Consider the following 13916-nt stretch of genomic DNA (forward strand, 5'->3'; position numbering starts at 1 on the left):
GGCCTTTCTGTCAGCGAGCTTTGGCTTCTGATTATAAGGAGAACTTTGGGTATCCCAAACCAAACCGATGGTTACGAGGCTGTGTGACCTGAGAAGTCGGCAGTAGGAGAGGCTCGGTAGGCGCCGGTTACCCTCGTCACCTCTACCCCGTGAGTGAAGAGAGCACCCTCGTGACCCACCCGTTCCTGGACCTCGCCCCGCTGAGCGCCGCGCACTTCGCCTCGATCGAGGACCGGGTGGCGCGGCTGCTGGACACCCGGCAGGACGTCGTGATCATGCAGGGCGAGGCGCTGCTGCCGCTGGAGGGCGCGATCCGCGGCGCGGCCGGTCCGGGCACGACCGCGCTGAACGTGATCACCGGGCCCTACGGGCAGGCCTTCGGCGACTGGCTGCGGGACTGCGGCGCGACCGTGATCGACCTGGCGGTCCCCTTCCACACCGCGGTCACGGCCGAGCAGATCCGAGCGGCCCTCACGGAGCACCCGGAGACCGACTTCGTGTCCCTGGTGCACGCGGAGGCGGCCACCGGCAACACCAACCCGGTCGCGGAGATCGGCGAGGCGGTCCGGGCGCACGGCGCGCTGTTCTACCTGGACGCGGTCGCCTCGGTCGGCGCCGAGCCGGTACTGCCGGACGCCTGGGGCGTGGACCTGTGCGTGATCGGCGCGCAGAAGGCGATGGGCGGGCCCGCGGGCGTGTCGGCGGTGTCGGTGAGCGAGCGGGCGTGGGCGCGGATGGCCGCGAACCCGCGGGCGCCCCGCCGCTCGTACCTGTCGCTGCTGGACTGGAAGGAGCGGTGGGTCGACGGCGGCCGCAAGGTGCTGCTGCACGCGCCGGCGCAGCTGGAGATGCTGGCGCTGGAGGCGTGCGTCGAGCGCATCGAGGCGGAGGGGCCGGCCACCGTGATGGCCCGGCACGCGTCGGCGGCGGCGGCGACGCGCGCGGGCGTCGTGGCGCTGGGCGGCGGACTGGAGCCGTATGTGCGCGACGCGGCGGACGCGGCGCCCGTCGCCACGACGCTGCGGACGCCCCCGGGGGTCATGGCGTCGGAGCTGGTGGCCCGGGCCCTGGCGGGCGACCCCGCGTTGCCGCTGGCGGCGGGCGGGGGCGCGCTGGCCCGGGAGATGGTCAGGGTCAACCACTACGGGGCCGACGCGACCGTGGGGGCGGTGCAGGCTTGCCTGGCGGCGCTGGGCGCGGCGCTGAAGGAGCAGGGCCGGACCGTGGACCTGGCGGCAGCCCGACGGGGCGTGGAGAACTCCTGGGGTTAGACCGGCGGGGGCGGAGGGGCCGGCTCGCGCCCGAACGGCGCCTGCGCCGACCGCAGTTCACCGGGGCCCGGGTCGAGCGGAGGCCGCTCGTCAGTGGTACGTGGCATGCTGACCGGCATGACCGCCGACCCTTCCCTCACCCTTCCCGACGGCCGCCCGCTCCCCCTGATGACCGGTGCCGAACTCCCCATGCTGGAGAGCTGGCTGGAGTTCCACCGGGCCACGCTCGAGCTGAAGTGCGCGGGGCTGGACGACCAGTTGCTGCGCCTGCCGTCCGCGGAGCCGTCCGAGCTGACGCTGCTCGGCCTCGTGCAGCATCTGGCCGAGGTCGAGCGGAACTGGTTCCAACGGGCCTTCGCCGGACTCGTCGTGCCGCCGGTCTTCGAGGAGGAGTCGGGGTACGCCCTCGACGCGGGGCGCGGCCTCGACGAGGCGCTGGCCGCCTGGCGGCGGGAGGCGGCGCGCGGGCGCGAGCTGATCGCCGGCCGGTCGCCCGAGGACACGGGCCGCATCCCCGACGGCCCCATGGCGGGCCTGGAGGTCAGCCTGCGCTGGATCCTCGTCCACATGATCGAGGAGTACGCCCGGCACAACGGCCACGCGGACATTCTCCGGGAACGCATCGACGGAGTCACCGGAATCTGAATTCGGCGCACGGGCCAATTACTGCTCGGCTATTCCTGCTCGGCGATTTCTCCACGACAGGTTTCCCGAGTTCTTCTGCCCGGATTCTCAGCGGCTAAACACAGATGATTCCGGGCGCGTCACACGTGCGTGACGTATTGCACAAGCGCAGCATTATGCACCTTTTGACCGGTGCAAATAAGGTCAATTCGACCAAGCGCCCCAGCCGTATCACGGAATCACCACGGCCTCTCCATGCTTTTTTGAATTTCGCTGGGTAAGTTCGATCCGCATGACCGCCGCACAAGCAGACCTGTGTATCGACCGTCCGTCGGTGGCGGACGGAGCCGCGCTATGGCGTATCGCCAAGGAATCCGGGACCCTCGATCTGAACTCCTCCTACAGCTATCTGCTGTGGTGCCGTGACTTCGCCGCGACCTCGGCGGTGGCACGGGCGGAGGACGGCGAGCCGGTCGGGTTCGTCACGGGGTACGTCCGGCCGGAGGACCCGCACACCCTGCTCGTCTGGCAGGTCGCCGTCGACTCCGCGTACCGCGGCCGCGGTCTCGCCGCCGCACTGCTCGACGGGCTGACCGCGCGGCTCGCCGCCGAGCGCCCGCTCACCGCCGTCGAGACCACGATCACTCCGGGCAACACCGCCTCCGAGCGGCTGTTCGCCTCGTACGCCGAGCGGCACGGAGCCGCCGTCGACCGCGAGGTGCTGTTCGACGCCGGGCTGTTCCCCGACGGCCCGCACGACCCCGAGGTCCTGTACCGCATCGGCCCGCTCGTCCTCTGAAACCCCCACACCCCCGGCCCACCCTCCCCGCCCCCACACCCCCAGGAGCTTTCCGTCGTGACCATCACCCAGCCCGACCTCAGCGTGTTCGAGACCCTCGAGTCCGAGGTGCGCAGCTACTGCCGCGGCTGGCCCGCCGTCTTCGACCGCGCCCAGGGCAGCCTCATGTACGACGAGGACGGGCACCGCTACCTCGACTTCTTCGCCGGCGCCGGTTCTCTCAACTACGGCCACAACAACCCGGTGCTGAAACGGGCGCTGATCGACTACCTGATGCGGGACGGCGTCACGCACGGGCTCGACATGTCGACCGTCGCCAAGCGGACGTTCCTGCAGACCTTCCAGGACCTGGTGCTGCGCCCGCGCGACCTGCCCTACAAGGTCATGTTCCCGGGCCCGACCGGCACCAACGCCGTGGAGTCCGCACTGAAGCTGGCGCGCAAGGTGAAGGGCCGCGAGGCCATCGTGTCGTTCACCAACGCCTTCCACGGCATGTCGCTCGGCTCGCTCGCGGTCACCGGCAACGCCTTCAAGCGGGCCGGCGCCGGGGTCCCGCTCGTGCACGGCACGCCCATGCCCTTCGACAACTACTTCGACGGCCAGGTCCCCGACTTCCTGTGGTTCGAGCGGCTCCTGGAGGACCAGGGATCCGGCCTCAACAAGCCGGCGGCCGTCATCGTCGAGACCGTCCAGGGCGAGGGCGGCATCAACGCCGCCCGTCCGGAGTGGCTGCGGGCGCTCAAGGAGCTGTGCGAGCGCCAGGACATGCTGCTGATCGTGGACGACATCCAGATGGGGTGCGGCCGCACCGGGGCCTTCTTCTCCTTCGAGGAGGCCGGCATCGTCCCGGACATCGTCACCGTGTCCAAGTCCATCAGCGGCTACGGACTGCCCATGTCGCTCTGCCTGTTCAGGCCGGAGCTGGACGTGTGGGAGCCGGGCGAGCACAACGGCACCTTCCGCGGCAACAACCCGGCCTTCGTCACCGCCACCGCGGCCCTGGAGACCTACTGGGCCGACGGGTCCGCGATGGAGAAGCAGACCCGCACCCGCGGCGAGCAGGTCGAGCAGGGGCTGATCTCGATCACCGAGGAGAACCTCGCCGACGTCAAGGAGTACCGGGGCCGCGGTCTCGTGTGGGGCCTGGAGTTCCACGAGAAGGCGCGGGCCGGGCGGATCGCCAAGCGGGCTTTCGAGCTCGGTCTGCTGATCGAGACGTCCGGCCCTGAGAGCGAGGTCGTCAAACTGCTGCCGGCCCTGACCGTCTCCCCCGAGGAACTGGACGAGGGCCTGAGCATCCTCGCCCGCGCCGTGCGCGAGACCCTCTGACGCCCGCACGGCACGTCACCCTCCCCACGTCACCCAGCCCACGTCACCTATCCAGGAGGCATCGCACCACCGTGATCGTCCGTTCGTTCGAAGAGATCGAGGGCACCGACCGCCATGTGCGGGCGGCGTCCGGCACCTGGGAGAGCAAGCGCATCGTCCTGGCCCGGGAACGGGTCGGATTCTCGCTGCACGAAACGATTCTGTACGCGGGCACCGAGACGTCGATGCACTACGCGAACCACGTCGAGGCCGTCGTCTGCGTGGCGGGCGAGGCCGAGCTGACCGACCACGAGTCCGGGCTGACGCACACCATCACGCCCGGAACCATGTACCTCCTCGACGGGCACGAGCGGCACACGCTGCGCGTCAAGGAGGACTTCCGCTGCCTCTGCGTGTTCAACCCGCCCGTGACCGGGCGGGAGGACCACGACGAGAACGGCGTCTACCCCCTGCTGACCGAGCCCGAGGAGGTGTGAGCATCGTGACCACCCTGACCGATCTCTACCCGACCCGTGGCACCACCGAGGTGTCCGTCCCCCGTCAGGACCCCGTCGTCTGGGGCTCACCCGACGCCCCCGGCCCGATCCCGGCCGCCGACCTGCGGACGTACGAGCGCGACGGCTTCCTGGCCGTCGACCGGCTGATCGGCGACGACGAGGTCACCGTCTGCCGGCGGGAGCTCGAGAGGCTCGTCGCGGACCCGGAGATCCGGGAGGACGAGCGCTCGATCGTCGAGCCGCGGTCCAAGGAGATCCGGTCCGTCTTCGAGGTGCACAGGCTGAGCCCGGTGTTCGCGGCCCTGGTGCGCGACGAAAGGGTCGTCGGACGGGCCCGGCAGATCCTCGGCTCGGACGTCTACGTCCACCAGTCGCGGATCAACGTCAAGCCGGGATTCGGGGCCGGCGGCTTCTACTGGCACTCAGACTTCGAGACCTGGCACGCCGAGGACGGCCTGCCGAACATGCGGACGGTGTCCGTCTCGATCGCGCTGACCGACAACCTCGACACCAACGGCGGCCTGATGATCATGCCGGGCTCGCACCGGACGTTCCTCGGCTGCGCCGGCGCCACGCCGAAGGACAACTACAAGAAGTCGCTGCAGATGCAGGACGCGGGCACGCCGTCGGACGAGGCGCTCACCGCCATGGCCGGTGACCACGGCATCAGGCTGTTCACGGGCAAGGCCGGTTCGGCGACCTGGTTCGACTGCAACGCCATGCACGGGTCCGGCGACAACATCACGCCCTTCCCGCGCAGCAACGTGTTCATCGTGTTCAACAGCGTGGAGAACACGGCCGTGGAGCCGTTCGCCGCGCCGGTCCGCCGCCCGGAGTTCATCGGCGCCCGGGACTTCACGCCGGTGAGGTGACCGCCCGCGTACGCGTCCCGCCGCAAGGGACGGCGACGAGGCCCGCGGCTCGCCCACCCGGCCGGGTGGGCGAGCCGCGGGCCTCGTCGGGACCGTCCCGTGGAGGTCAGCCGGCCAGGACGTCCAGCAGCCGGTCGACGTCGGCCGGCGTGTTGTACAGGTGGAAGGCGGCGCGCAGACTGCCGGACCGGGCGGAGACCTGGACGCCCGCGTCGGCCAGCTCGCCCTGGCGGAAGCCCAGTCCGGGCACGGAGACGATCGCGGAGCCGGGCGCGGGGAGGGGCTCGCGGCCGAGTGCGGCGAGCCCGGCGCGGAAGCGGTCGGCGAGGGCGAGATCGTGGGCGCCGATCGCCGTCACGCCGAGCTCCTCGATCAGTTCGAGGGAGCGGCGCAGTCCGGCGTAGCTGAACAGGGCGGGTGAGAGGTCGAACCGCTGTGCGGAGCGGGCGAGTTCGGCCACCGGCCCGTAGCAGCTGTCCCAGGGCTCCTGGCCGGCGACCCATCCCGCGAGGATCGGCGACAGCCCGCCGAAGTCCTCCGGGACGACGAGGAAGGCCGCGCCGTGCGGGCCGAGCAGCCACTTGTACGAGACGGCGGCCGAGAAGTCGTGGACGCCGGCGTCCGTCGGCAGCCAGCCCGCGGACTGCGAGAAGTCGACGTAGGTGCGCGCACCGTGCGCGCGAGCCGCCTCCCGCAGGGCGGGCAGGTCGACGATCCGCCCGTCGGCGGACTGGGCGGCGCTGACGGCGACCAGGGCGGTGCCGGGACGGACGGACTCGACGATCCGCTCCAGCGGGACGGCGCGCACCTTGAGGTCGCCGCGGACGTGGAACGGGTTGAGGACGGAGGTGAAGTCGCCCTCGGCGGTGAGCACTTCCGCCCCCGCGGGGAGCGAGGCGGCGATCAGGCCGGTGTGCGCGGCGACCGAGGCGCCCAGGGCCACCCTGGTGACCGGGACGCCGGCCAGCCGGGCGTACGCGGCCCGGCAGGCCTCCACGTCCTCGTACAGCGAAGTCAGCGACCTGCCCTCGGCCCGCAGCAGCACGGCCTCGTGCAGGGCGGCGACGGCTCGGGCGGGCAGCAGGCCGTTGCTCGCGGTGTTCAGGTAGGTGGTCTTCGGGGTGAACTCGGCCCTGACGAGGTTCTCGAAGGTGTCCATGTCTCCCACTGTGGGCCCCGCGGAACCCCCCGTCCATTGCCGATTGTTGCGCGATTCTCCTAAGCAACGCTTATATATCGGCTCTGAGCTGCGCATTCACCGCCGGGACTGGGAGGCGACGCCTTCACCCGGGACGGGGAGGCACGCCTTCCCCGGTGCGACGCCTTCACCGGCGGCTCGCCACCCGCCGCCCGCTCACTGCTGGGGGACCGCGCACCCGTCCGGGCCGCAGGCCTGCGCGCCGCCGTCGTCGATCAGCTTCAACGGGGAGCGGTCGCCCCAGGCCCGGGTCAGGGCCTGGGCGAAGACCTCGGCGGGCTGGGCGCCGGAGACGCCGTAGGCGCGGTCGAGGACGAAGAAGGGCACGCCGTTCGCACCGAGCTCGGCGGCCTCGCGCTCGTCGGCGCGGACCTCGTCGGCGTAGGCCGCCGGGTCGGCGAGGACGGTCCGGGCGGCCTCGGCGTCCAGTCCCGCCTCCGCCGCGAGCTGCACGAGGCGCTCCTCGCCCTCGGTGAACAGCGACCGTTCCTCGGCGAAGTTCGCCCGGTACAGGATCTGGATCAGTTCGTCCTGGCGGCCCTGCTCCTTGGCGAAGTGCAGCAGCCGGTGCATGTCGAAGGTGCTGCCGTGGTCACGGCCGCGGGTGCGGTAGTCGAGGCCCTCGGCGGCGGCCTGCGCGCCCAGGTTCTCCTCACCGGCCTGCGCCTGCGCCTCGCTCATGCCGTACTTCCGGGTCAGCATCGTCAGGACGGGCTGGACGTCGTCCTTGGCGCGGCCCGGGTCCAGCTCGAAGGAACGGTGGACCACCTCGACCTGCTCGCGGTGCGGGAAGGCCGCCAGCGCCTTCTCGAAGCGGGCCTTGCCCACGTAGCACCAGGGGCAGGCGATGTCGCTCCAGATCTCGACGCGCATGTCTCGGCTCTCTCCAGGTCGTACCGGTGACGCGGAGCATCCCTCCGCCGAGTGCATGAACGTTCAATCAGCTCGTTTCATTCCCCGGGAGCCCCGGCCGCCGCGTACCCCAGCCGGAGGCGGCGGCCGCCCTCGGATCAGCTGCCGTCTCTCAGGTCGTCCGGCCAGTCCGGCCGGAACTCCAGGTGGTCGTAGGTCACGACGCACCCCTCCCCCATCGGCGACTGCGTCATGAAGCCGACCAGGGCCGCGCCGGTCTCCTTCTCCTCGCCCAGCGTGAACAGCCGGACGAAGGTCCAGCGTCTGCCGTCCCGGGAGGCGTGGAAGGCGAAGGCGCGGCCGGTCCGGCTCACCCGGAGCCAGACGGAACTCCCCTGCACGGTGAAGGAGTTGGCGTCGTCGGAGTGCCCCCGGGTGACCACCGTGCAGACGGTGGCCACGTCCGGGGAGTACTCCAGACAGAGCTTGGCCCAGGCCCGTTCGCCGACCTGGACGTACAGCGCCCCCGCGTCGAAAGCCCAGTTGAACCCCACGGTGACCCGTGCGATCAGCTGGAAGTCGCCCTCCGGCGCCCCCAGCAGGCGGGGGGCGTCGGCGGCGGGTTCCACCCCGTCCCCGGTGGGCGGCACGAACCGGTCCTGCCGGGCTCCGGCCCACCCGGTGAGCACGCCGTCCTCGTGGGTCCAGTGCCCGTCGGGACCGTAGGTGCGCAAGGGGAAGGGCAGTTCGGGAAGCGAGACGTCCATGGCCCGATTATCGGGGTGGGGCGGGAGCGCTGCGCGCTATCGCTCCAGACGCCCGTTGAACCTCCGGGGCAGCCCCAGCTCGTTCTCGTCCCGGAGTTCCACCGGGAGGAGCGCGGCGGGGGTGTTCTGGTAGGCGACGGGCCGCAGCCAGCGCTCGATCGCCGTGCCGCCCACCGAGGTGGAGGTCGACGTCGTGGCCGGGTAGGGCCCCCCGTGGTGCTGGGCCGGCGCGACGGCGACGCCCGTGGGCCAGCCGTTCACCAGCACCCGCCCGGCGAGCGGCGTCAGCTCGGCGAGGATCTCCCCGCCGCGTCCCTCACCGGCCGCCTCGCCCTCGGAGAGCTGGACGGTGGCGGTCAGGTTGCCGGGCAGCCGGGACAGCACGGCCTTGACCTCGGCCTCGTCCTCGTAGCGGGCCACGACGGTCACCGGGCCGAAGCACTCCTCGAGGAGCAGGTCGTGCTCGCCCTCGGCGGCGAGCCGGGCCGCGGGCACGGTCAGGAAGCCCGCGCTGACGGTGTGCTCCCCGCCCGCGCCGGGCGTGACCGGCGACTCCACGTCGGCCAGCTCCGCGCGCTCGGCGACCCCGGCGATGAAGTTGTCCCGCATCCGGTGGTCGAGCAGCACGCCCGCGTCGGTGTCGCTCACCGCGTCCGTCAGCGACTTGACCAGCCCGTCGCCGGCCGCGCCGGAGGGCACCAGCACCAGACCCGGCTTGACGCAGAACTGACCGACGCCGAGCGTCATCGACCCGGCGAGCCCGGTTCCGATGGCCTCGGCGCGCTCGGCGGCGGCCGCCTCGGTCACCACGACGGGGTTCAGCGAGCCCAGCTCACCGTGGAAGGGGATCGGCACGGGCCGCGCCGCCGCGGCGTCGAACAGGGCCCGGCCTCCGCGGATCGAGCCGGTGAAGCCGGCCGCGGCGACCAGCGGGTGCCTGATCAGCTCGACGCCCGCCTCGAAGCCGTGCACCAGACCCAGCACATCCGCCGGGATGCCGTGCTCGACGGCGGCGTTGCGCACCACCTTGGCGACCAGCTCGGACAGCCCGGGGTGGTCGGGATGGGACTTGACGACGACCGGGTTGCCGGCCGCCAGCGCGCTCGCGGTGTCGCCGCCCGCCACCGAGAAGGCGAAGGGGAAGTTCGACGCCGAGTACACGGCCACCACACCGAGCGGCACCTTGTAGCGGCGCAGGTCGGGGATGGGCGGGGTGGCGGTGTCGTCGGGGTGGTTGACGACGACGTCGAGGAAGGAGCCCTCGTCGACGATGTCGGCGAACGCGCGCAGCTGGTAGCAGGTGCGGGCCAGCTCGCCGTTCAGACGGACCGGGCCGAGCGCGGTCTCCGCGTCGGCCACCTCGACGAGGGTGTCCTTGGCCGCCTGCAGCCGGTCGGCGGCGGAGCGCAGGAAGGCGGCGCGGACGGTACGGTCCGCGAGGGAGCCGCGCGCTTCGTGCGCGGCGCGGACGACGGCGTCGACCTCCTGGGCCGTGGCCTCCACCGCAACCTGTTCACGCTGCTTCCCGGTTCGGGGGTCGACACTCCAGACTGGTGCTGCTGCCACCGCGGGTCCCTCCACGTTTGGTACTGGCTCATCCATCAGGGTCGTTCGATATGCTGAACGGCGTCTCTGATGATGAATATGCTGTCGGAGCGTATTTCCCGTCGAACGAAGGGGTCAAGGGCGATGTCGGCTGGCGAGACGGGGGGCGGAGCGCAGGTCAAGTCCGCGGTGCGGACGGTTGAGCTGCTGGAGTACTTCGCCGGCCGCCCGGGAATGCACTCCCTCGCGTCGGTCCAGGAGGCCGTCGGATATCCCAAGTCGAGTCTCTACATGCTGCTGCGCACGCTGGTGGAACTGGGCTGGGTGGAGACGGACGCGACGGGCACGCGGTACGGCATCGGGGTGCGGGCGCTGCTCGTCGGCACCTCCTACATCGACGGCGACGAGGTGGTCGCGGCCGCCCGCCCCACCCTGGACCGGCTCTCGGACGACACCACCGAGACCATCCACCTGGCCCGGCTCGACGGCACCAACGTCGTCTACCTCGCCACCCGCCAGTCGCAGCACTACCTGCGCCCCTTCACCCGGGTCGGGCGCAGGCTGCCCGCGCACTCCACCTCCCTCGGCAAGGCGCTGCTGAGCACCTACTCCGACGAGCAGGTGCGCAAGATGCTGCCGGAGTCGCTGCCCGCGCTGACGGAGCACACCATCACGGACCGGGAGAAGCTGATCGAGGAGCTGCACCAGATCCGCGACCAGGGCTTCTCGGTGGACCGCGAGGAGAACACGCTGGGCCTGCGCTGCTTCGGCGTGGCGATCCCCTACCGCACCCCGGCCAGGGACGCGATCAGCTGCTCGGTGCCGGTGGCCAGGCTCACCCCCGCGCACGAGCAGATGGTGAAGGACGCGCTCTTCGACGCGCGTGACCGGCTCACGCTGGCGACCCGGCGGCTGTGAGGCCCGGGGCGCGGGAGGGGACGTGGGCTCCGGTTCATGCCGATCGCCCTGCGCCGGGTCCACGACAGCGATCTGCCGGTGTTCTTCCGGCAGTCGAACGACCCCGAGTCCCTGGTGACGGCCGCGTTCACACCGAAGGACCCGGCCGACCGGGACGCCTTCGACGCCCACTGGAGGCGGATCCGCGCGTCGTCCGACGTGCCGCGCACGATCCTGGCCGACGGGGACGTGGTCGGGAGCGCCGTGGTCCACGGGCGGCCGGGTGAGCGTGAGGTGACGTACTGGGTGGACCGGGCGTACTGGGGCCGGGGCATCGCCACGGAGGCGTTGTCGGCCCTGCTGTCCGAGGTCCGGGAGCGTCCGCTGTTCGCACGGGCGGCGGCCGGCGACGCCGGCTCGCTGCGCGTGCTGGAGAAGTGCGGTTTCCGGCCCACGGCCCGCGCCGCCTGCTTCGCGAACGCCCGCGGCCGCGAGACGGAGGAGATCGTGCTGCGGCTGGAGGCCTGAGGAAGTGGCCCGTCGGACAGGTCGCTTCGCTGCGGGGATCTGCTCGATCGGATCGATCGCGTCGAACCGGCCTCAGGTTTTCGCCGTGTTACGGAATCGGGCTCCGGGGACGTTCGGTCTGCCCCATCATGTTCGAACCCCTGTACCCCGGCAGGCCATCGACCACTGCTACGCTTCCCGGCCTCGCCCCGACAACCTCCTCGGGGCATCCCCATGTCATCCGCAGGACGCACACAGGCGCACCCCCACAGAACGCCCGAACCCGTACGAGCTCCACCAGCCGCACCAGCACCGAGAAGAGGTCACCCGTGGGCACAGTCGTCGACGACGCCGCCTCGGTGGAGTTCCACGCCTTCTTCGACCGCCACTACGCCGAACTGTCGCGCCTCGCCCACCTCCTGACCGGTGAGGCCGATGCCGCCGACGATCTGGCGGCGGACGCGCTCCTCGCGCTGTGGAACCGCTGGGACCGGGTGCGGGCGGCCGACCACCCGGTGGCCTACGCCCGCGGCGTCGTCGCCAACCTCGCCCGCACCCGCATCCGCAGCGCCGTGCGCGAGCGCCGCAGGATCGCGCTGTTCTGGTCGCAGCGCGAGGAGAAGACGGAGAACCCGGACGTCGCCGGTGTCGTGGACGTCCAGTCGGCGCTGCGTAGACTTCCGTTCCGCAAACGGGCCTGTGTGGTGCTGCGGCACGCCTTCGACCTCTCGGAGAAGGACACGGCGCTCGCCCTGGGGGTCTCGGTCGGTACGGTGAAGAGCCAGACGTCGAAGGGGATGGCCGAGCTGCAGAAGCTGCTCGGCGCCAAGGGAGCTCCGCTCAAGGTGCCCGCCATGGTGCGCACCGGTGAGGCCTCGGCCTCGGGAAGGGACCGATGACGATGCAGCGGGACGTGCACGACGATCTGCGCGCCCGGCTGCACGGAGCGGCCGAGGCGCACCAGCCCGACCGGGCGCGCATCCTGGCGCGGGTCGAGCGCGGCATGGCGGGAGGCGGGCAGGGGCGGCAGCGGTCCGACCACCGGGCGACCCGGCCGCCGCTGTGGAGCTGGACCAAGGTCGTCGGGGCCACGGCCGCGGTCGCGGGCATGCTCGCGGCCGGCGGTTACGCGGTGGCGTCCGCCGTGAAGAGCGAAGCTCCGGCGCAGCAGACGGTCTCCGTCTCCTCTCCGCCGGTCGCGTCCCCGCACGCCACGAGCCGTCCGTCCGCCTCCCCCGAGGCCACGCAGGGTTCCGGGGACGGCGCGCACCACTCGGCGAAGCCCGGCCCGCCGCCGTCGAAGAGCGCCGGGGCGACGCCGTCCGCTCCCGCGGCCACGACGCTGCCGCCCGTCGAGGCCGCCCAGGACGGCCCGTTGTGGTCGCAGGGTTCGGTGGACCCGCACAGCAACGACTTCTGGGCGCAGAGCAACGTCACGCTCCGCACGTCCGGCCGGCTCACGCTCCTCACCGTGCAGTTGAAGGTGGCGCAGACGGGGGGTGTCTCGTCGGCGGGGGCCTGGCGTTCGCTGCCCGAGGACGACTTCACCTTCACGGCGGTCGAGCGGGACGGCTTCCTGGTCTACACCTGGGTGCTCAAGGAGGGCCGGACGGTCCCCGAGGGCGAGTGGGTGTTCGCCGGGCAGTACAACCACGCCCGCGGCGGCCGGGACGCCCGCAACGACGTCTACACGATCTCGGGCCGGTCGGACGCCCGGCAGAGCTCCGTCGGCGGCGGCTTCGCCCCTCAGGACGGCAAGGGCTGAGTGAGCCGTGCGGGGGACCGACCGGTCCCCCGCACGCCGGTTCAGCCGACGAAGTACGTCGGGTTCGGCAGCTTGTAGGTGCGGTCGGCATAGCCGCCGTCGAGGTCGGAGTACTGGTCGCCGAAGTTGGCGATGATCTCGTACCCGAGGTCCTCCTCGATGTGCTTGCGGGTGCCGGACTTGTACTGAACGGTCGTGCAGGTCCAGGCGCCCGGGGTCGCGCAGGCGCTCAGGTAGGACGGCGGAGCGGCCGCGTTCTTGAGGAACATGTGGCCGGCGTCCAGGTCGACGTCGGCGCCGACCTTCTTCAGGTTCTCGACGGCGGCGGAGCGCTGCGCCTCGCCGAGGCCGGAGTTGTAGAAGACCTCGACGCCCTTCTTCTCGGCGTACCGCACGAGTTCGGGGCTGCCGAACACCGCCGGGCGGTCGGCCTTGTTCACGTAGGCCGCCCAACTGGCGGAGTTGTACGTGTAGTTGTACCGCTTCTCGTAGTCGAGGCTGAGCAGCAGGGTGTCGTCGACGTCGAAGACGACCGCGGGCCGCCGGTGCTTGTGGACCGCCTTGCGGGCGGCCTGGTCGATGTACTTCCGCGCGGCCTTGTCGATGCGCGCGAGGTCCTGGGCGTACGGGCTGGACGGGGACGCCTGGTACACGCCGTTCGCGTCCGGCGCGGTGCCGTAGTAGGTGTCGATGTCCTTCACCAACAGCCCGATGTTGTAGGGCTCGTGGGTGGATTCGGCCGTGGACTGGCCGGCCGTCGCCGCGCCGGCGCCGTACAGGGCGGCGCCGGCGACGGCACAGGCTGCGGCCGCGGCCGCGATGCGCAGTGGCTTATGCATGACACAGCTTTCTACGCGCGTCACCCCCGGCGGCGCGAGACCCGCCGGGCAAAAAACGGGTCAAGCGCCCCGGCGGAGTCGGTTCAAGGTGGCGCCGACGGCGACGCACCGGCGCACCCCCCTCGCGGGGCTCGCGGGCCTCACGCGCGGCCTC

15 protein-coding genes are annotated in these 13916 nt (G+C 71.7%); 10 read left to right on the plus strand and 5 right to left on the minus strand.

What is annotated here, in order from left to right:
• Window positions 1-170 precede the first annotated feature (170 nt).
• From IE239_RS35145 to thpD, 6 genes are all read left to right on the plus strand, one after another.
• Window positions 171-1271 carry a pyridoxal-phosphate-dependent aminotransferase family protein gene (locus IE239_RS35145; protein ID WP_190153586.1) on the plus strand — a complete coding sequence of 367 codons (1101 nt, stop codon included), beginning with the start codon at window positions 171-173 and terminating at the stop codon, window positions 1269-1271.
• A 117-nt stretch (window positions 1272-1388) separates the two neighbouring features.
• Window positions 1389-1916, plus strand: coding sequence for a DinB family protein (locus IE239_RS35150; RefSeq protein ID WP_190153539.1), 528 nt, complete (start codon window positions 1389-1391; stop codon window positions 1914-1916).
• A 271-nt stretch (window positions 1917-2187) separates the two neighbouring features.
• Entirely contained in the window at window positions 2188-2694 is a 507-nt protein-coding gene (ectA, locus tag IE239_RS35155; protein WP_190153540.1) for a diaminobutyrate acetyltransferase, read from the plus strand.
• Between the two features lie 57 nt (window positions 2695-2751).
• Window positions 2752-4023 carry a diaminobutyrate--2-oxoglutarate transaminase gene (gene ectB / locus IE239_RS35160; RefSeq protein ID WP_190153541.1) on the plus strand — a complete coding sequence of 424 codons (1272 nt, stop codon included), beginning with the start codon at window positions 2752-2754 and terminating at the stop codon, window positions 4021-4023.
• Between the two features lie 71 nt (window positions 4024-4094).
• The gene (locus tag IE239_RS35165; RefSeq protein ID WP_190153542.1) at window positions 4095-4499 is read left to right on the plus strand and encodes an ectoine synthase; all 405 of its coding nucleotides are present in this window, start codon (window positions 4095-4097) and stop codon (window positions 4497-4499) included.
• A gap of 5 nt (window positions 4500-4504) precedes the next feature.
• On the plus strand, window positions 4505-5392 hold the full coding sequence (gene thpD, locus IE239_RS35170; RefSeq protein WP_190153587.1) for an ectoine hydroxylase: 888 nt from the start codon (window positions 4505-4507) through the stop codon (window positions 5390-5392).
• A 106-nt stretch (window positions 5393-5498) separates the two neighbouring features.
• On the opposite strand, the gene IE239_RS35175 is transcribed toward thpD, so the two are convergent.
• The 4 genes from IE239_RS35175 to IE239_RS35190 form a co-directional block, all read right to left on the minus strand.
• Window positions 5499-6551: an aminotransferase class V-fold PLP-dependent enzyme gene (locus IE239_RS35175; RefSeq protein WP_190153543.1), complete on the minus strand. Its 1053-nt coding sequence runs from the start codon at window positions 6549-6551 to the stop codon at window positions 5499-5501.
• A 195-nt stretch (window positions 6552-6746) separates the two neighbouring features.
• The gene (locus IE239_RS35180) at window positions 6747-7463 is read right to left on the minus strand and encodes a DsbA family oxidoreductase (RefSeq protein WP_190153544.1); all 717 of its coding nucleotides are present in this window, start codon (window positions 7461-7463) and stop codon (window positions 6747-6749) included.
• Window positions 7464-7600: 137 nt separating this feature from the next.
• Complete coding sequence (locus IE239_RS35185; protein WP_190153545.1) at window positions 7601-8209, minus strand: DUF1349 domain-containing protein; 609 nt, start codon at window positions 8207-8209, stop codon at window positions 7601-7603.
• Between the two features lie 36 nt (window positions 8210-8245).
• Window positions 8246-9775: an aldehyde dehydrogenase (NADP(+)) gene (locus IE239_RS35190; RefSeq protein WP_190153546.1), complete on the minus strand. Its 1530-nt coding sequence runs from the start codon at window positions 9773-9775 to the stop codon at window positions 8246-8248.
• 123 nt (window positions 9776-9898) lie between these two features.
• Here IE239_RS35190 and IE239_RS35195 point away from each other — a divergent pair, with 123 nt between their 5' ends.
• The 4 genes from IE239_RS35195 (at window position 9899) to IE239_RS35210 (ending at window position 12923) form a co-directional block, all read left to right on the plus strand.
• On the plus strand, window positions 9899-10672 hold the full coding sequence (locus IE239_RS35195; protein WP_190153547.1) for an IclR family transcriptional regulator: 774 nt from the start codon (window positions 9899-9901) through the stop codon (window positions 10670-10672).
• A gap of 36 nt (window positions 10673-10708) precedes the next feature.
• Window positions 10709-11179 (plus strand): GNAT family N-acetyltransferase, encoded by a 471-nt coding sequence (locus IE239_RS35200; RefSeq protein ID WP_190153548.1) that lies wholly within the window; start codon window positions 10709-10711, stop codon window positions 11177-11179.
• A 308-nt stretch (window positions 11180-11487) separates the two neighbouring features.
• Window positions 11488-12057 carry a SigE family RNA polymerase sigma factor gene (locus tag IE239_RS35205; RefSeq protein ID WP_190153549.1) on the plus strand — a complete coding sequence of 190 codons (570 nt, stop codon included), beginning with the start codon at window positions 11488-11490 and terminating at the stop codon, window positions 12055-12057.
• Window positions 12054-12923 (plus strand): hypothetical protein, encoded by an 870-nt coding sequence (locus IE239_RS35210; protein WP_190153550.1) that lies wholly within the window; start codon window positions 12054-12056, stop codon window positions 12921-12923. The genes IE239_RS35205 and IE239_RS35210 overlap by 4 nt, the downstream gene beginning before the upstream one ends.
• A gap of 41 nt (window positions 12924-12964) precedes the next feature.
• Here the strand turns inward: IE239_RS35210 and IE239_RS35215 are convergent, their stop codons facing one another.
• A complete protein-coding gene (locus IE239_RS35215) occupies window positions 12965-13762 on the minus strand; it encodes an HAD family acid phosphatase (RefSeq protein WP_190153551.1) in 798 nt (265 codons plus the stop codon).
• Window positions 13763-13916: the final 154 nt, after the last annotated feature.

It is taken from the genome of Streptomyces humidus (assembly GCF_014649655.1).
In the GTDB taxonomy this organism is placed as follows: domain Bacteria; phylum Actinomycetota; class Actinomycetes; order Streptomycetales; family Streptomycetaceae; genus Streptomyces; species Streptomyces humidus.